We start from the raw sequence: 17,690 nt of genomic DNA on the forward strand, positions 1-17,690 counted from the left end.
ATTAGACGGATCGATAGGTTTATTCTACTTTTTCAGCCGAAGTTAGAAAAAATTGGCCTGCAGATCGCAGAGAACAAAGATCGGGCGGTTCAGATCCCTGCTTGCGCATTGGACCCGCGGGATCCGACGGCGATTGGCGGGTGATCGATATCACCCGGAAGAGCATTACATGCGCGGGCCCGGGCCGAAGACGCGCGCCAAATCCGCCGGTCGCGCGGGCACCACGGGATCATGATGCAAGGACCGCGCGGCGCCAATTCAGCCCCTCGCAACGCCCGCTTGCCGACACGCGCGCGCCCGACGAAGGCGACGGCGTCGACACCTCGCCAGATGTTTCCGACAGCATCGCCAAGACGACCTGCTATATGTGCGCCTGCCGCTGCGGCATCGACGTGCACATCAAGGATGGCAAGGTCCGCTACATCAACGGCAACAAGGACCATCCGGTCAATCGCGGCGTGATCTGCGGCAAGGGCAGCTCCGGCATCATGCAGCACTACAGCCCGGCCCGGCTGAAGAAGCCGCTCTTGCGCACCGGCCCGCGCGGCTCGGGCGAGTTCCGCGAGATCGAGTGGGAGGAAGCCTTCTCGATCGCGACCGAGCGGCTGTCGAATATCCGCCGGACCGATCCTAAAAAGCTCGCCTTCTTCACCGGACGTGACCAGTCGCAATCCTTGACAGGCTGGTGGGCGAGCCAGTTCGGGACGCCGAATTTCGCTGCCCATGGCGGCTTCTGTTCGGTGAACATGGCGGCGGGCGGGCTCTACATGATCGGCGGCTCGTTCTGGGAGTTCGGCGAGCCCGATTGGGACAACACGAAATACTTCATGCTGTTCGGCGTCGCCGAGGACCATGATTCCAACCCGATCAAGATCGGCCTGGGCAAGCTCAAGGCGCGCGGCGCCAAGGTGGTGTCGATCAATCCCTGCCGGACCGGTTACAATGCGATCGCCGACGACTGGATCGGCATCCGGCCCGGCACCGACGGCCTGTTCGTGTTCGCGCTCATCCACGAACTCTTGAAGGCCGGCCGCGTCGATCTCGATTATCTGCTCCGATACACCAACGCGCATGTCCTGGTTATCCAGGAGCCTGGCGCGGCCGATGATGGGCTTTTTCTGCGCGACGGCGACGGCACTCTTGTCGCTTGGGACCGAGTGGCGAAGACCTCCGTCAACGCAACCGATCCAGATGCAAAACCGGCGCTGACCGGCTGCTTCACGGTCGACGGGCGCAGGTGCGTTCCGGTATTCCAGCTCATTGCGGACCGCTATCTAGACGAGAGCTACGCACCCGACGCGGTCGCCGAGCGTTGCGGCATTGCCGCCGATACGATCCGCCGCATCGCCGCCGAACTTGCCCATGTCGCCTTCGAACAGGCGATCGAACTGCCGGTCGCGTGGACCGATTGGGCGGGGCGCCGGCATGCGACGATCAAGGGTCGGCCTGTTTCGATGCATGCCATGCGCGGCATCTCCGCCCATTCCAACGGCTTTCATACCTGTCGCGCCATTCACCTGCTGCAGGTGCTTCTCGGAACTGTGGACGTGCCCGGCGGCTTCCGCTTCAAGCCGCCCTACCCCCGGTCCGCCCCGCCGGGTCCGAAGCCCTGCGGCAAGGACGTGAGGCCGATGACGCCGCTCGACGGCATGCCGCTCGGTTTCGTTTGTGGACCCGACGATCTGCTGGTCGACGACGCGGGGACGCCGCTGCGCATCGACAAGGCCTATTCCTGGGATTCGCCGATTGCAGCGCATGGCCTGATGCACACCGTCATCCGCAACGCCTGGGCCGGCGACCCGTACCCCATCGACACGCTGATGATGTACATGTCGAACATGGCCTGGAATTCGTCGATGAACACGCTCGAGACCATGGCCATGCTCACCGACCGTGATGAGGCGGGCAACTACAGGATCCCATTCATCATCTATTCCGACGCCTATTACTCCGAGACCGTGCCGTTCGCGGACCTCGTGCTGCCCGACACCACCTATCTCGAGCGTCATGACTGCATCAGCCTGCTCGACCGGCCGATCAGCCATGCCGACGGGCCGGGCGACGCCATTCGCCATCCCGTCGTCGAGCCCGACCGCGACGTCAGGCCGTTCCAGTCGGTGCTGATCGAACTCGGCGCGCGGCTTGGCTTGCCGGGCTTCGTCGAGGAAGATGGCTCGGCGAAGTACCGCGACTACGCCGACTACATCGTCAATCACGAACGCACGCCCGGCATCGGCCCGCTCGCCGGCTGGCGCGGCAAGGACGAAATCTCGATCGGCAAGGGCGACGTCAACCCCAACCAGTTGCAGCGCTACATCGACAATGGCGGTTTCTGGCATCACGACTTCAATGACGACCAGCGCTACTACAAGATGGCCAACCGCTCCTATCTCGACTTCGCGGTGCAACTGGGCTTCATCCCCAAGGCCGAGCCGATCGTCTTCCAGCTCTATTCCGAACCGATGCAGCGTTTCCGGCTGGCCGCGCGCGGACATGGCCGGGTGGTGCCGCCGCAGTCGCAACGCGAGCGCGTCGAGACCTACATGGATCCGCTGCCGTTCTGGTACATGCCTTTCGAGGAAGCGGCCGTGGACCTGGAAAAATACCCGCTGCACGCGCTGACGCAGCGGCCCATGCACATGTACCATTCCTGGGGTTCGCAAAACGCGTGGTTGCGGCAGATCACCAGCCAGAACCGGTTGTTCGTGCATCGCCGGACGGCGGCCGGCCTTGGCCTTGTCGATGACGACTGGGTGTGGATCGAGAGCATCAACGGCAAGGTGAAGGGGCAGATCAAGCTGGTCGACGGGGTGAACGAAAGCACGGTCTGGACCTGGAACGCGATCGGCAAAAGGCGCGGCAGCTGGGGACTGAATGACGATGCGGCCGAGAGCAATCGCGGCTTCCTGCTCAACCACATCATTGGCGACCAGACTTCCGCTGACGCCAGCGGCAAACGTTATTCGAATTCCGATCCGGTCACGGGACAGGCTGCGTGGTTCGATCTGCGCGTGCGGGTCGTCAAATGCGCTGATGAGGAAGCCGGCTTCACCGAGCCGCAATTCGAAAGATTTCACCAGCCGCCGCATTTCGAGCCCTCGCCCGACAAGCTGACTTTCGGCGCCGAATTTCGCCGGGCAAGAGAGGCCGCGGAATGACCTGCCTTCCCTCTCATACGGACAAGAAGCTCGGCCTCGTCATCGACCTCGACACCTGCGTCGGCTGCCAGGCCTGCGTGACCGCCTGCAAGGAGTGGAACACCGGCGGCCACATGGCGCCGCTGACCGACATCGACCCTTATGGCGGCCATGTCGACGGGGTCTGGTTCAACCGCGTGCACAGCTACGAGCACATCACCGAGATGGGTGGGCGCACGGTGAACTTCCCGCGATCCTGCCTGCATTGCGAGACGCCGGCCTGCGTCACCGTCTGCCCGACGGGCGCCTCCTACAAACGCGCCTCCGACGGCATCGTGCTGATCGACGAGGACAAGTGCATCGGTTGCAAATTGTGCAGTTGGGCCTGCCCCTACGGCGCGCGCGAGTTCGACACGGATGTCGGCGTGATGAAGAAATGCACGCTCTGCGTCGACCGCATCTATAACGACAATCTGGCTGAAGGAGAACGCGTGCCGGCCTGCGTTGCCGCCTGCCCGACCAGCGCCCGGCATTTCGGCGACCTCGGCGATCCCCAATCAGCCGTTTCGCAACTGGTGGCGGAGCGCGGCGGGGTCGACCTCATGCCCGAACTCGGCTATCGCCCCACTAACAAATACCTGCCGCCGCGCGCGCACACGCAGCGCGCCGCATCGGTGCCGGGTAGGGCGCTGGAGCCGGTGCAGACCGAGGGTGGTTTCCTTGGCTGGGTCGACCGCATGCTTTCGAGCTGACCATCCATGCATCCAGCTTTTTCGGTCGTCTTCTTCACCACCGCCACGGGTGCCGGCTATGGGCTGCTCGCGCTGCTCGGCGTGCTCGGCGGGTTCCAGGTCATTCCGCCCGTTTTCTGGCTGGGCTTTGTCGGCATGGGGCTGGCGCTCGGCCTGATCGCGGCCGGCCTGCTGTCATCGACCGGCCATCTCGGCAGACCTGAACGTGCCTGGCGGGCGTTCTCGCAATGGCGCAGTTCATGGCTGTCGCGCGAAGGCGTATCGTCGGTCATCACGTTCATCCCGGCGGGGCTGTTCGGCATCGGCTGGGTGTTTTTTGACCATACCGGAGGCTGGGTCGGCATCTGCGGATTGCTGGCCGCCATCGGCGCCATCGTCACCGTCTGCACCACCGGCATGATCTATGCGTCGCTCAAACCGATCGCCCAATGGCACAGCCGCTATACTTTGCCGGCTTATCTGATCTTCGCGACCATGACCGGCAGCGTCCTATTGAACGGGCTGCTGCAAGGTTTTGGTGTCGGCTCGATGGTCGTGCTGGCGTTTTCGCTGCTTGCCACTCTTGCCGGCTGGGGCTGGAAGCTCGCGACCTGGAGGTACAATGATCGGCTGGAGATCCCGACCATCGCCAACACGGCGACCGGTTTGGCCGGCGGCACGGTGCGGTCGCTGGAATGGCCGCATACCGAGGAAAACTACCTGCTCAAGGAAATGGGTTTTCGCATCGCACGCAAGCACAGTGCGAAGCTGCGCATGCTCACACAGGCATTGGCCTTCGCCCTACCCGTCCTGCTGATCGCCGCCACCTTTGCCTTGCCCTGGCCCTATGCGGCGGTGCCGTCGGTACTCGCAGCGATCGTCCAGTTCGCCGGCATGCTGGTCGAGCGCTGGCTGTTCTTCGCCGAGGCGAAGCACACGGTCATGCTCTATTATGGACGATAGAGACCGTTCAGAAACTCTACTCTGACGGCCATCTGATGGCGTTTTCTGCGCTTCCGGTGCTCACGGACCCGAACGTCCGCTGTGCTCCGGTTACTCGAAACCACCACCATATGACTCGCCAGAGCGAGTTTCAAAACGGCCTCTTGGATCTCAGCCGGGACGCAGCATCGAGCGCGAAATGGCGAAGATGCGGTCAGTGCCCAGCATATAAGCCATCAGCGTTTCCGGCCGAAACAGCCCGGCATAGGCGCGGTCGAGCACGTTGAGCGAGCCGGTATAGGCACCGAAAGCCGGCATGATCATGCGGCCGCCATCGCCGGCAAAGCAGCGCCTGCGTACCGAACGGCCTTGCTGCACGATGCGGGCGCAGGGATGGAGGTGGCCTGAAATCTCGCCCTCGACCCGCACCTTCGATGGCTCGTGCCGGAACAGCAGCGAGCCTATGGCCAGTTCCCGCACGGTCTCGCCGGGCAGGTCGGCCGGCGCTTCCGGGTCGTGATTGCCGGCGACCCAGAACCAGTCACGGCCTGCCATCAGCGCCTCCAGCCGTTCGCGAAAGCTCGAATGCATGCGCTTGGCGCCGCCGCCATCGTGGAAACTGTCACCCAGGCTGATGACGATCGATGGCTGGTAGTCCGATATCACCGCCTGCAGCCGCAGCAGGGTCGCGCCGGTATCGTACGGCGGGATCAGCGTGCCGCGCCTTGCCAGCGACGAGCCCTTCTCCAGATGCAGGTCCGATACTGTCAGCAGCCTGAGCTCGGGAAAATAGAGTACGCCGCGCGGATCGCAGACCGCGCGCTCGCCCGCGATGCCGACAAGGTCGGCCTCGGCGATCAGCGATGCGCGCGCCAGCGAAAAGTTCATTCGTCAACCATCCCGGGCCCCATGGCCTCTTCGACCAGGGTCGCCGCATCCATCAGCAGCGTTTCATCGGCCTCGCCATTGACCGGCATCTTGCCGATCTCGAGCATGATCGGCACGGCAAGCGGCGATATCTGCTCGAGGGCCTTATGCATGATTCGACCCTGGATGCGCGAGAGCATGTCCGCAAGTCTGCTGACATCGAGCAGGCCGGTCGCCGCATCGGCACGCGTCGCCTGAAGCAGGATGTGGTCCGGCTCATGGCTGCGCAGCACGTCGTAGATCAGGTCGGTCGACACCGTGACCTGGCGGCCGCTCTTCTCCAGGCCGGGGTGGCGTTTTTCGATCAGGCCCGAGATCAGCGCGCAGTTGCGGAAGGTGCGTTTGAGAAGCCAGCTATCGGCCAGCCAGGCTTCGAGATCGTCGCCTAGCATGTCCTGGTCGAAGAGCGCGCCGAGTGAGGGTTTCCTGGCTTTGAACATGGCGCCCATGTCGCCCAGCGACCATATGGCCAAGGCATAGTCGGTGGCGACGAAGCCGAGCGGCCTGGCGCCCGCCCTGTCGAGGCGACGGGTGAGCAGCATGCCAAGCGTCTGGTGCGCCAGCCTGCCCTCGAAGGGATAGGCGACCAGATAATGGCGGTTGCCGCGCGGAAAGGTCTCGATCAGCAAATCGTCGCGCTTGGGCAGCATCGATTTGTCCGACTGGAACCGCAGCCAGTCGGCCACCTGCTCCGGCAGCTTCTTCCAACGCTGCGGATCGTCCAGCATGATACGGACCTGCTCGGCCAGGTAGGTCGAGAGCGGGAACTTGCCGCCGCCATAATAGGGCACCTTGGCGTCGATGCCGGGCGCGTTCGAGACGAAGCATTCATTCTCGCGGATACCTTCGAAGCGCAGCACCTTGCCGGCGAACATGAAGGTATCGCCATGCGTCAAGGTTTCGAGGAACGCCTCCTCGATCTTGCCGAGCACGCGGCCGCCATGCGACGCCGCGCCTCTGCTGCCGGCCTTGACGTAACGCACGTTGAGCGCCGGCACCTCGATGATGGTGCCGACATTCAGCCTGTATTGTTGGGCGACGCGCGGATTGGATACGCGCCACAGCCCATCCTTGTTCAGGCGGATGCGGGCGTAGCGCTCGTAGTTCTTCAGCGCGTAACCGCCGGTGGCGACGAAATCGACGACACGGTCGAAGGTCGGACGATCGAGGCCGGCATAGGGTGCCGCCGTTCGCACCTCTTCATACAGGTCATCGGCGCGGAACGGTGCGCCACAGGCGCAGCCGAGCACATGCTGCGCCAGCACGTCGAGGCCGCCATTGACCAGCGGCGGCGTATCCTGCGCGCCGAGATAATTGGCGTCGAGCGCGGCCCGGCATTCCAGCACCTCGAAACGGTTGGCGGGGATCAGGATCGCCTTCGACGGCTCGTCCATGCGGTGGTTGGCACGGCCGATGCGCTGCGCCAGCCGGCTGGCCCCCTTTGGCGCACCGACATGCACGACCAGGTCGACATCGCCCCAGTCGATGCCGAGATCGAGCGTCGAGGTGGCGACGATGGCGCGCAATGCGTTGTCGCCCATTGCCTTCTCGACGCGCCGGCGCTGGGCGACGTCGAGCGAGCCATGATGCAGGGCGATCGGCAAGGTGTCCTCGTTGACGCGCCACAACTCCTGGAACAGCAGCTCCGCCTGGCTGCGCGTGTTGACGAACAGCAAGGTCGTCTTGTGACGCTTGATCTCGCGGTAGATTTCCGGCGTGGCGTAGCGCGCCGAGTGTCCCGCCCACGGCACGCGCTCCTCGGAATCGAGGATCGAGATTTCGGGCTTCGCACCACCCGTCACCGTGATCAATTCCGCCATGTCGCCGGGTGGGTTCTGGCTGACCAGCCAGCGCCGCAATTCGTCCGGCTCGGCGACCGTCGCCGACAGCCCGATCGTCTGCAGGTCAGGGACGAAGCTGCGCAGCCGCGCCAGCCCAAGCGCCAGCAGATGGCCGCGCTTCGACGTCACCAGCGAATGCAATTCGTCGAGCACTACATAGTGCAAATCCTCGAAGAAGCGCTTCGCATCGCCTGCCGCGATCAGCAAGGCCAGTTGCTCTGGCGTGGTGAGCAGAATGTCGGGCGGCGCAAGCTTCTGGCGCTGGCGCTTATGGGCGGGGGTGTCGCCGGTGCGCGTTTCGATGGTGACGGGCAGGCCGATCTCCTCGACCGGTTTACCGAGATTGCGCTCGATGTCGACGGCCAGTGCCTTCAGTGGCGAGATGTACAGCGTGTGGATGCCGCGCCGCGCCTGTCCTGGTTTTCGCCTCGGCCTGACGGCCAGTTCGGTCAGCGACGGCAGGAAGCCGGCCAGCGTCTTGCCGGCGCCGGTCGGCGCGATCAACAGCACCGATTGCCCGGCCTGGGCTTTCGCCAGGAGTTCGATCTGATGCGCGCGCGGCGACCAGCCCTTCTCGCCGAACCATTTTACGAATGGCTCGGGCAGGACGACGGCGGCATTCTGGTCGGCGAGGCGCAGCAGCTCGGTCACCCGCCAGAGGTAGCGCGGCGGCGCGCAATCGCCAAGCAGAATCGGAACAAAAGGGGATCGAAAAGCCTTACGGCCGCCGGAACCCTGTCGGGCCGCCATAGAGGTAGCCGATGCGGGCGATGGCTTCCTTCAGACCCTCGCGCGACACCAGCATGGTGTGGCCGTTGGCGTGAATCATGGTTTCGGCGTCGGTCATGATGGCGACATGACCTTTCCAGAACACCAGGTCACCACGTCGCAACCCTGAAAAATCGGCGCCCGGCTCGAGCGGCTCGCCGACCGAAGCGGCCTGCATGTCGGAATCGCGCAGCACCTCCCTACCGGCCATGCGCATGGCCAATTGCACCAGGCCGGAGCAATCGATGCCGAAGCCGGAAACCCCGCCCCACAGATAGGGCGTGCCGAGAAACGTCTCGGCCACGGACACATAATCGCCGGCCACTTCGCCGATCGGCCGCAGATGGCCAGCGATCACGGCTTCACCGGAGGGCAGCAGGGCATAGTGCGTGCCGCGTGTTTCGGCGGCACCCGTCACCGTTACGGTCGACCCCATCGACAGTTGCCCGGCGATCGGAAAGCGCAAATCGGGACCGGGATAAAGAAACGTACGCGGCACCGAGACGATATGGGTGGACGCATGGTCCCGCCCGCCCACCATGCTGGCGGCGACATAGCCGACATAGCCGTCTCGCTCGGCCTGGATCCAGGCCCAGCCTTCTCTGTCCTCGAAAACCAGGACATCGTCGCCGAACAGAGCTTGCGTGTTGACGCCCGAATCCAGCGCCGGCGCCTTGCGGATATCTGCCACCGGAACCGAAATCCGCGCCGGCCGGCCCGCTACGAAACGGTCGGCAACGACTTCTCCTTTCAACCTGGCATCGGCGAGATCGGAGCGGAAAGCATGAAGGCGTGCGTCGTGAGCGGTCAAAATCGGCAACCCTGTTGAATGGGCAATACAGTCAGATCGGCAGGTCGTGGGCTTTGGCGATGATACCATCGCCGAAGCGCTCGACAAAGAGCGCGCCTTCGACGGTGCGCTTGATCAGGACATTGCGCTTGTCGAGCTCGTCGCGATGGCGCGACACGAGTTTCAATGCGCCCATCGTATCGAGCGCGCGGGTGATGACCGGCTTGGTGACGTTGAGGCGGGCGGCAAGACCGCGCACGGTGTGAGGCGGCGGATCGAGATAGATGGTGAACAGGATCGCCGTCTGACGCATGGTGAGATCGGGCGCATCCTCGCGCACCTGCGACAGCATCACTTGCTGCCACAGTCGCAAGGCCTGGCTCGGGCGCATCGCAATCGACATCGCGCCATGATGGCGGCAAATTGTTTCGGTTCCGTTTCAGTTTCAGCAATTTGCCGGCTCTGCTTGCGGCCATCAGCCATAGCGCGTCGAGATGACCCGCTCCAGCGTCCGGATGCCTTGCGCCTCGCCACCGGCGGGGCCGTAGGGGCGATCGGCGGGGCTCCAGGCGAAGATGTCGAAATGCGCCCAGCTCGCGGTCTTCTCGACAAAGCGCTTGAGGAACAGCGCCGCGGTGATCGATCCGGCGAAACCGTCGGTGGTGACGTTGTTGATGTCGGCGATCTTCGACGCCAGTTTTGCATCGTAGGGCCGCCATAGCGGCATGCGCCACAGCGGGTCCTCGACCGCCAGCGACGCGGCCGCCAGCTCCGAGGCAAGCGCCTCGTCATCGGTGTAGAAGGGCGGCAGGTCGGGGCCAAGCGCGACGCGGGCGGCTCCGGTCAGGGTCGCCATGTCGACCAGGAGCCGCGGTTCCTCCTCGTCAGCCAGCGCCAGCGCATCGCCCAGCACGAGCCTCCCCTCGGCGTCCGTGTTGCCGATCTCGACCGTGATGCCCTTGCGGCTCGCCAGCACGTCACCCGGACGAAAGGCGTTGCCGGCAATCGAATTCTCAACCGCGGGGATCAGGACCCGCAGACGTACGTTGAGCCCGGCAGCCATGATCATCGAAGCCAGGCCAAGCACATTGGCGGCGCCGCCCATGTCCTTCTTCATCAACAGCATGCCCGAGGACGGCTTGATATCGAGGCCGCCAGTGTCGAAGCAGACACCCTTGCCGACCAGGGTCACCTTCGGCGCGCCTTGCTGCCCCCATATCATGTCGATCAAGCGCGGCGCACCGGACGAGGCACGACCGACGGCGTGGATCATCGGGAAATTCTGTGTGAGCAGGTCGTCACCCCTTATGACGGAGATTTCGGCCTTGTGGGTCCCAGCCAAGGCCCGCACTGCCCTCTCCAGATCGTCCGGCCCCATATCGTTGGTCGGTGTGTTGACCAGATCGCGCGTCAGGAAAACGCCATCGGCGATGCGGCGAACGCGCTGCGCATCGACGCCGGCCGGTAGCTCGAAGCGCAGCGGCTTGCCCGGCTTCTTGCCGTAGCGGGTAAAGACATAGCCGCCGAGCGCCAACGCGATCGCCGCCAGTTCCGGCTCGGCCGGCGCCGAGGCGAAGTGCCAGTCGCCTTCCGGCAGGGTTTTCGCCAGCGCGCCCAGGGCGAGCGCGCCCTCGCCGTCGCCAAGACCGAATATGGCGCCGCCGAGCTCTCCGTTCTCGCCGGGCACGGCCAACGTCCTGCCGGCCTCGCCGGAAAAGCCGTTTGCCCTGGCCCAAGCGAGAATAGACGGCGACAGACCGGCCGCCTCCAGGCCGTCCCTGCCGACCGGATGGACCGGCAGCGGGTTCTTCAGCTTGTTCTCGACCAGTTCCACAGCCATCAGATGTTTCTCCTGCCGAGCTCGCCTCGAGTCGGCGCTTCTTAACCCTCCGTTAGGGTTAACAGAATATTTCTGCTGGAGGGAAGATGGCCACGCAATGGCCACGCGCATGAATGGAGGCCCAGGGTGCCGATGCCGACCAACCGCACGACAAACATCCGGGGAAAACGGCTCATTGCCACGGCATTCATGCTGGCGCTCGCGGCAGGTGTCGCGGGATGCGCGACCGATAAGCTCACCACCGGCTCGGTCGGACGCACCAGCGGCAAGCCGCTGGAGACGATGTCGGCGGGAGAACTGCACAATGCCACCGCCGCACTCGGCCAATCCTACGCCAGGAACCCCAACGACAAGCGCATCGCGACCAACTTCGCGGCGGCGCTGCAGATGGATGGCGATGCCGACCAGTCGCTTGCAGTGATGCGCAAGCTGGCGATCGCCTATCCGAAGGACCGCGACGTACTCGCCGCCTATGGCAAGGCGCTGGCCGCCAACGGCCAGTTCGAGGCGGCGCTCGATGCGGTGCGCCGCGCACAGACGCCGGAATATCCCGACTGGAGGCTGGTCTCCGCCGAAGCGGCCATACTTGACCAGCTCAACCAGAAGGATGACGCGCGCCAACTTTACCGCAAGGCGCTCGAGCTCAAGCCCAACGAGCCTTCGGTCCTTTCCAATCTCGGTATGTCCTATGTGCTGGAAGGGGATCTGCGCACCGCCGAGACCTATATGCGGTCGGCCACCCAGCAACCGAACGCCGACAGCCGGGTGCGCCAGAACCTGGCGCTCGTTGTCGGCCTGCAGGGCCGTTTCGACGAAGCCGAGAAGATCGCCTCGCAGGAACTTTCGCCCGAACAGGCGCAGGCCAACGTTGCCTATCTCAGGCAGATGCTGGCCCAGCAGAACGCTTGGAGCCAGCTCAAGGATCAGGACAAGGCGAAACCGCCGAAAACCGCCACCAACTGATCGCCACAAGCTTACCGAAAATCGTACAAAAGCCGCGCTCCCTTGCAGCGCGGCTTATTGTTTCCGCGGACGGTTTCCGCGTTGGCCTACTGGCTGGTCGACGCGGCCCCGCCGGAATGATCGCCGAAGATACCGCGCTGGCTGACCTGGATGCCCGCCGGCCCCAGGATGATGGCGAACAGCACCGGCAGGAAGAACAAGATCATCGGCACGGTGAGCTTGGGCGGCAGGGCGGCCGCCTTTTTCTCGGCGGCGTTCATGCGCATGTCGCGGCTTTCGCTTGCAAGCACGCGCAGCGCGTGAGCCACCGGCGTGCCGTAGCGCTCGGCCTGGACAAGCGCCTGCGACACCGACTTGACCGATTCCAGTCCCGTGCGGCCGGCCAGGTTTTCATAAGCCTGCTTGCGTTCCTGCAGATAGGAGAGCTCGGCGTTGGTCAGGATGAATTCTTCCGCCAGGGCCACAGACTGCGCGCCGATCTCGTCGGCGACCTTGCGCAACGCGGCTTCCACCGACATGCCGGACTCCACGCAGATCAGCATCAGGTCGAGCGCATCCGGCCACGCCATCTGGATCGACTGCTTGCGCTTGGTCGCGCGGTTGTTGACGTAGAGGACCGGCGCATAGAAGCCGCCATAGGCAACCAGGACGCAGACGAACAGCCGGATCACCAACGGCTTGTCGGGCAATCCGCCGAGCACGAAAATATAGACCAGACCGAGCGCGAAGCCGACAAAAGGAAGCACCAGGCGGAAGAACAGAAAACGCGTTAGCGGATTCTGGCCCCGAAAGCCGGCAACCTTGAGCTTTTGCAAGGTGGCCTCGTCGGCCAACGCACGCCGCAGATCGAGCCGGTCGACAATGTTGCGCATGCCGACCGACTGTTGCTCGCGCAGACCCTTGCGGCGGCGATCGGCCTCGTTGGCGAGCCGCGCGCGCTGCTTGGCGCGAAGCTCATCACGCTCCAGCGCGACCGATTTCATGCGCGCCTTGAGCTGGTTTCCGCCGATCGCCGGCAGCAGCGTAAAGACGGTTGCGAACACGGCGATGGCGACCAGCAACGCAATCAGGAAGCTGGGATCCGTCAGTGATTTGATGACTTGTTCGGTCATGCCGCGGTCCTAGACTTCGAAGTTCATCATCTTGCGCATCACGAAGATGCCGATCGACATCCAGATGCCGGCGAAACCGAGTATCAGATGACCGACGCTGGTCGTGAACAGCGGCATCAAATAGTTGGGACTGGAGAGATAGACGAGAAAGGCGACGATGAAAGGCAAGGCGCCGATGATGGCGGCGGATGCTTTCGCTTCCATCGACAGTGCCGCGACCTTGGCCTTCATCTTCTTGCGGTCGCGCAACACGCGCGAAAGGTTGCCCAGCGCCTCGGAGAGATTGCCACCGGCCTGCGACTGGATCTGGATGACGATGCCGAAGAAACTCGCCTCGGTGCATGGCATGGTTTCGGGCATGCGCAAGGTTGCGTCGGGGATCGAAAGGCCCATCTGCTGCGAATCGACTATCCGGCGAAACTCGGTTTTCACGGGCTCAGGGGATTCATTGGCGATCAGGCGCACCGCGTCGTTCAGCGGCAGGCCGGACTTGACCGCCCGCACGATGATATCGAGCGCGTTTGGAAATTCGTTGAGGAATGCCTTGACGCGGCGGGTACGACGAAAAGAAACGAACCAACGCGGCAGGCCGAGCGCTCCGGCGAGCAGTATACCGGGCAAGACAATCATCGGCGCGCCGGCCATGAACGCGACGATTGTCAGCGTGAGGCCGCATATGGCCGAATAGATATAGAAACGCTCGATCGGCACCTTCATCCCAGCCTGGCGAAGCTGGGCTTTCAGCGGCGGCTTCTTGACGGCGGTGTCCTTGGTCTTCTGCTTCTCGTCGAGTTCCTTCAGCGAATCCTGCACCGATTTACGGCGCTTGGCGGCGTCCGCCGCGCGGTCGCGCGTCGCCTTGACGACAGAGCGGTCCGTCTCGGCGGCCTTGATCGTTTCAAGCCGCTTTCCGGCCTGTTTCTCATTGCTGATCTGGTTGAACAGAAATGCATAGGCGATCGCGCCGGCGCTGAAGCCGGCGAGCACGACAAACGCCAATACGGTGCCGTCAATTCCAAACATCGACCAGAACCTTCACGCCCGCGGATGCGTCAGTCAGCACGTTTCTCCATGGCCTCGAGCGCCGTGGCGAGACGCTGCTCCTCGCCATAGTATCGAGCCCGCTCCCAGAAATGGGGGCGGCCGATGCCGGTCGAGACGTGTTCACCCAGCAGCCTGCCGTTGGCGTCCTCGCCCTTGATGTTGTAGAGCACGATATCCTGCGTGATGATGACGTCGCCCTCCATCCCGATCACTTCGGTGATGTGGGTGATGCGGCGCGATCCATCGCGCAGGCGAGCCGCCTGGATGATCACGTCGATGGAGCCGACGACGATTTCGCGCACGGTTTTCTGCGGCAGCGAATAGCCGCCCATGGCGATCATCGATTCGATGCGGTTCAGGCATTCGCGCGGGCTGTTGGAGTGGATCGTCCCCATCGAGCCGTCATGGCCGGTGTTCATCGCCTGCAGAAGGTCGAAGACCTCGGGTCCGCGCACTTCGCCGACGATGATGCGTTCGGGCCGCATGCGCAGGCAGTTCTTGACCAGGTCGCGCATCGTCACCTCGCCCTCGCCCTCGAGGTTGGGGGGACGCGTTTCCAGGCGCACGACATGCGGCTGCTGCAGTTGCAGTTCGGCCGAGTCCTCGCAGGTGATGACGCGCTCGTCACGGTCGATGTAGTTGGTCAGGCAGTTGAGCAATGTCGTCTTGCCGGAGCCGGTGCCGCCCGAAATGACGATGTTGCAGCGGACGCGGCCGATGATCTTGAGAACTTCGGCTCCCTGCGGAGAGATGGCGCCGAACTTGACCAGTTGGTCGAGCGTCAGTTTGTCTTTCTTGAATTTGCGGATGGTGAGCGCGGTGCCGTCGATGGCCAGCGGCGGTGCAATGACGTTGACGCGCGATCCGTCGGGAAGGCGGGCGTCGCAGATCGGGCTGGATTCGTCGACGCGGCGGCCGACCTGGCTGACGATGCGCTGGCAGATGTTGAGCAACTGCTGGTTGTCGCGGAAGCGGATGCCGGTCTGTTCGACCTTGCCGTTGACTTCGATGTAGACGTTCTTGGACCCGTTGACCATGATGTCGGCGATGTCGTCGCGCGCGAGCAGCGGCTCAAGCGGCCCATAGCCAAGCACATCGTTGCAGATGTCCTCGAGCAGTTCTTCCTGCTCGGCGATCGACATCGCGAAGTTCTTGATCGCGATGATATCGTTGACGATGTCGCGGATTTCCTCGCGGGCGCTTTCGGGATCGAGCTTGGCGAGTTGCGACAGGTCGATCGTATCGATCAGGGCCGAGAAAACCTGGCTCTTGGTATCGTAATAGGTTTCGCTCTTTTCGCGGCCTCTCCTCGGTTCCGGCGCCATCGGCGGCGCCTCGACCGCGCGCCTGGCCGGTGGCGCGACAGGCGCGCTCGGCTGCGGCGTGGCCGCGGGCCGGGCAAGAACCGCGGTGTCCGTCGAAACCGCGACGGCCGGCGCGACCGGTGCCGGTGCCGGCGCCGGCTGGCGAAATTCCGGCGTGAACCGGTTGCCGTCGTCGTTGCCTCTTTTACCGAACATGACCGACTACCGACCCCATTGCGTCACTTCTTGTTGCGCGAGAGCTTGCCGAGCAGACTGCCCAGACCAGCCTTCTTTTTCGCCCTGATTTCGCTGCGGCCGGTCAGCACATGAGCAATCTCGTTGATCGTGGCCACAACGGGGTTCTTGGCATCCATCTCGCCCAGCATGCGCCCGTTGTTCGCGGCATTGCCGAACAGCAAGGGATCAAAGCCGATGACCGACATCGGCGTCAGGCCGAGCGGCTCGGCGAAATCGGATGGCGAGATCTCCGGCCGCTTGGGCACGCCGGCCTGGTTGATGATCAATTTCGGCGGCGGGTCGTTCGGGCGAAGCCGCTTGAGCATGTCGACCAGGTTCTTTGTGTTGCGCAGATTGGCCAATTCCGGCGTCGCCGTGATGACGATCTCGTCGGCCTTGACCAGCGTGTTCTTGGCCCATCCCGTCCAGACATGGGGAACGTCGAGAACAAGGAGCGGCACGCTGCGCTGCGCGGTATCGACAAGTTGCGCGAAGGCGTCGGGATCGAAATCGTAGACGCGTTCCAGCGTCGAGGGCGCCGCGAGCAGCGACAGATGCTCGGCGCATTGGGTCAGCAGCCGGTCGAGATAGACTTCGTCGATACGCTCGGGCGAGAACACAGCTTCGGCGATGCCTTGGGCCGGATCCTGATCGAAATTGATGTTGGCGGTGCCGAAGGCGAGGTCGAGGTCGGCCACGACGACCTCGGATTTGAACAGGGAGGACATTGCCCAGGCAACATTGTGCGCGATCGTGGAAGAGCCGACGCCGCCCTTGGCGCCGACGAAGGCGACCGAGCGGCCGAGCGGTTCAGCTTCCGGATCGACGAAGATCGACGAGACGACGCTGACGACGTCGGCCATCGACACCGGCGCGATGACATATTCGGAGATGCCGGAGCGGATGAGTTCGCGATAGAGACCAACATCGTTGTAGTGGCCGATCACCACCACTTTCGAGGATGGATCGCAATATTCCGAAAGCTGGGCGAGTTGCTCCAGCAATTGCTTGGGTTCGCTGCGCGATTCCAGCAGGATCAGGTTCGGTGTCGGCGCCGACTGGTAGAACTCGATTGCGGTAGGGACGCCGCCCATATGGACCTTGAGGTGCGCCTTGGTCATGCGGCGGTCCTCGCCGGCGCGCTGGACCGGATTGGCAACGCCCTCCGTCTCGCAGAATGCCTGGATCGAAATACGCGGAACCGGCCGCAACGCTTGCATCGCGGCGACGTCCTGCAGCGAGGTATCACCGCCCTCCACGGTGGCGTCATAGGCAAGGTTGCTCATGGTTGTTTGCCCTTAGACTTTGCAGTCATTATCAGTAATCGACTTCTTGGTTGACCGGAGGTATTGCCAACGGCACTTTCCGGTAGTCATCGATGACCTGACCACGCCGTTCCGCATCGATGGTGGTCTGCTTGCGCGGCCCGAGAAGATCATTTGGATTGGCCATCTGGGCGGCAAGATTGTTCTGATAGGAGCAGCCGAAATCGGCATAGTGCTTGTTTTCCGAGGTTTCCACTAGGTCAGCGGGCCAGCGTCCGCATTTGTCGGTCTGTGCCCTCACCGCGATGTATGACACGCGAACCGGGGCTGATGCCTCGCTCGACCCTGCCTGATAGGGGACCACGACGATCCGGTCGCGCTTGATGCCGGCGGCGACCGCGAGCCGAGCGAAATCGCGGCCGGCTGCCGTCGCGGCGACTTCGTTGGCCGATCCGCTTGGAATCTGGATCGTCAATGTCGGAGCGGCGCTCTTGTCATAGCCGTCGAGGAAACCCAGGAGCGTGTCGCGCTGCGAGCCGGTCATGCCGCGGTCGCCGGCGCCGACAGGAAGATCGATCTTCTGGTTCTTCTCCGCGATGACGATCGGATGATTGGTGCGATAGTCGTCGGGAATGGCGCCGACGGCAACGCTGTCGCGCTGGGCACAACCGGCCAGCAGAGCCGACACCGCCACCGCCATGATCGGAAGGGCCTGCAGGCTTATCCGAGAACGGCCGGAGCGCTTCGCCATGGTCGCTGCCTTCAATGCTGACTGAGACATGTCTGCTT

General features: G+C 63.6%; 13 protein-coding genes and 1 pseudogene. 4 read left to right on the forward strand and 10 right to left on the reverse strand.

Annotation, left to right across the window (positions count from 1 at the left end; genetic code table 11):
• The first annotated feature begins 234 nt into the window (after window positions 1–234).
• The 3 genes and pseudogenes from EJ077_RS26145 (at window position 235) to EJ077_RS26155 (ending at window position 4,831) form a co-directional block, all read left to right on the forward strand.
• Window positions 235–3,158: pseudogene (locus tag EJ077_RS26145) on the forward strand (molybdopterin oxidoreductase family protein).
• Window positions 3,155–3,889, forward strand: a complete 735-nt coding sequence (locus tag EJ077_RS26150) for a 4Fe-4S dicluster domain-containing protein (protein ID WP_208697430.1) — start codon at window positions 3,155–3,157, stop codon at window positions 3,887–3,889. Before EJ077_RS26145 ends, EJ077_RS26150 begins: the two are co-directional and overlap by 4 nt.
• Window positions 3,890–3,895: 6 nt before the next feature.
• Window positions 3,896–4,831 carry a dimethyl sulfoxide reductase anchor subunit family protein gene (locus EJ077_RS26155; protein WP_208697432.1) on the forward strand — a complete coding sequence of 312 codons (936 nt, stop codon included), beginning with the start codon at window positions 3,896–3,898 and terminating at the stop codon, window positions 4,829–4,831.
• A 150-nt stretch (window positions 4,832–4,981) separates the two neighbouring features.
• Here the strand turns inward: EJ077_RS26155 and pdeM are convergent, their stop codons facing one another.
• The 5 genes from pdeM to EJ077_RS26180 all read right to left on the reverse strand — a co-directional run bounded on the left by pdeM (window position 4,982) and on the right by EJ077_RS26180 (window position 10,976).
• A complete protein-coding gene (gene pdeM, locus EJ077_RS26160; protein WP_208697434.1) occupies window positions 4,982–5,698 on the reverse strand; it encodes a ligase-associated DNA damage response endonuclease PdeM in 717 nt (238 codons plus the stop codon).
• The gene (locus tag EJ077_RS26165; RefSeq protein WP_208697436.1) at window positions 5,695–8,229 is read right to left on the reverse strand and encodes a ligase-associated DNA damage response DEXH box helicase; all 2,535 of its coding nucleotides are present in this window, start codon (window positions 8,227–8,229) and stop codon (window positions 5,695–5,697) included. The genes pdeM and EJ077_RS26165 overlap by 4 nt, the downstream gene beginning before the upstream one ends.
• Before the next feature lie 67 nt (window positions 8,230–8,296).
• Window positions 8,297–9,157 carry an NlpC/P60 family protein gene (locus tag EJ077_RS26170; protein ID WP_208697438.1) on the reverse strand — a complete coding sequence of 287 codons (861 nt, stop codon included), beginning with the start codon at window positions 9,155–9,157 and terminating at the stop codon, window positions 8,297–8,299.
• A gap of 31 nt (window positions 9,158–9,188) precedes the next feature.
• Entirely contained in the window at window positions 9,189–9,539 is a 351-nt protein-coding gene (locus EJ077_RS26175) for a MarR family winged helix-turn-helix transcriptional regulator (protein ID WP_140507608.1), read from the reverse strand.
• Window positions 9,540–9,611: 72 nt separating this feature from the next.
• Window positions 9,612–10,976 (reverse strand): leucyl aminopeptidase family protein, encoded by a 1,365-nt coding sequence (locus EJ077_RS26180; protein ID WP_208697440.1) that lies wholly within the window; start codon window positions 10,974–10,976, stop codon window positions 9,612–9,614.
• A gap of 132 nt (window positions 10,977–11,108) precedes the next feature.
• Between EJ077_RS26180 and EJ077_RS26185 the strand changes: the two genes are divergently transcribed.
• A complete protein-coding gene (locus EJ077_RS26185) occupies window positions 11,109–11,939 on the forward strand; it encodes a tetratricopeptide repeat protein (protein WP_208703135.1) in 831 nt (276 codons plus the stop codon).
• 86 nt (window positions 11,940–12,025) lie between these two features.
• Here the strand turns inward: EJ077_RS26185 and EJ077_RS26190 are convergent, their stop codons facing one another.
• From EJ077_RS26190 to EJ077_RS26210, 5 genes are read right to left on the reverse strand one after another with little or no spacing between them, the layout of a single operon-like run.
• Window positions 12,026–13,051: a type II secretion system F family protein gene (locus EJ077_RS26190; protein WP_127278986.1), complete on the reverse strand. Its 1,026-nt coding sequence runs from the start codon at window positions 13,049–13,051 to the stop codon at window positions 12,026–12,028.
• Between the two features lie 9 nt (window positions 13,052–13,060).
• The gene (locus EJ077_RS26195; RefSeq protein WP_208697442.1) at window positions 13,061–14,074 is read right to left on the reverse strand and encodes a type II secretion system F family protein; all 1,014 of its coding nucleotides are present in this window, start codon (window positions 14,072–14,074) and stop codon (window positions 13,061–13,063) included.
• Window positions 14,075–14,103: 29 nt separating this feature from the next.
• A complete protein-coding gene (locus tag EJ077_RS26200; protein ID WP_208697444.1) occupies window positions 14,104–15,615 on the reverse strand; it encodes a CpaF family protein in 1,512 nt (503 codons plus the stop codon).
• 23 nt (window positions 15,616–15,638) lie between these two features.
• The gene (locus EJ077_RS26205) at window positions 15,639–16,922 is read right to left on the reverse strand and encodes an AAA family ATPase (protein WP_208697446.1); all 1,284 of its coding nucleotides are present in this window, start codon (window positions 16,920–16,922) and stop codon (window positions 15,639–15,641) included.
• Window positions 16,923–16,953: 31 nt separating this feature from the next.
• Entirely contained in the window at window positions 16,954–17,682 is a 729-nt protein-coding gene (locus EJ077_RS26210) for a CpaD family pilus assembly protein (RefSeq protein WP_208697448.1), read from the reverse strand.
• Window positions 17,683–17,690: the final 8 nt, after the last annotated feature.

Source organism: Mesorhizobium sp. M8A.F.Ca.ET.057.01.1.1 (genome assembly GCF_003952565.1).
Classification (GTDB): domain Bacteria; phylum Pseudomonadota; class Alphaproteobacteria; order Rhizobiales; family Rhizobiaceae; genus Mesorhizobium.

Bases quoted from the DNA above. Each gene is read 5' to 3' on its own strand.
- EJ077_RS26180 (WP_208697440.1), bottom strand. From the start codon at position 10,976: ATGGCTGTGGAACTGGTCGAGAACAAGCTGAAGAACCCGCTGCCGGTC.
- EJ077_RS26205 (WP_208697446.1), bottom strand. From the start codon at position 16,922: ATGAGCAACCTTGCCTATGACGCCACCGTGGAGGGCGGTGATACCTCG.
- EJ077_RS26190 (WP_127278986.1), bottom strand. From the start codon at position 13,051: ATGACCGAACAAGTCATCAAATCACTGACGGATCCCAGCTTCCTGATT.
- EJ077_RS26155 (WP_208697432.1), top strand. From the start codon at position 3,896: ATGCATCCAGCTTTTTCGGTCGTCTTCTTCACCACCGCCACGGGTGCC.
- pdeM (WP_208697434.1), bottom strand. From the start codon at position 5,698: ATGAACTTTTCGCTGGCGCGCGCATCGCTGATCGCCGAGGCCGACCTT.
- EJ077_RS26185 (WP_208703135.1), top strand. From the start codon at position 11,109: ATGCCGACCAACCGCACGACAAACATCCGGGGAAAACGGCTCATTGCC.
- EJ077_RS26175 (WP_140507608.1), bottom strand. From the start codon at position 9,539: ATGTCGATTGCGATGCGCCCGAGCCAGGCCTTGCGACTGTGGCAGCAA.
- EJ077_RS26200 (WP_208697444.1), bottom strand. From the start codon at position 15,615: ATGTTCGGTAAAAGAGGCAACGACGACGGCAACCGGTTCACGCCGGAA.
- EJ077_RS26195 (WP_208697442.1), bottom strand. From the start codon at position 14,074: ATGTTTGGAATTGACGGCACCGTATTGGCGTTTGTCGTGCTCGCCGGC.
- EJ077_RS26150 (WP_208697430.1), top strand. From the start codon at position 3,155: ATGACCTGCCTTCCCTCTCATACGGACAAGAAGCTCGGCCTCGTCATC.
- EJ077_RS26210 (WP_208697448.1), bottom strand. From the start codon at position 17,682: ATGTCTCAGTCAGCATTGAAGGCAGCGACCATGGCGAAGCGCTCCGGC.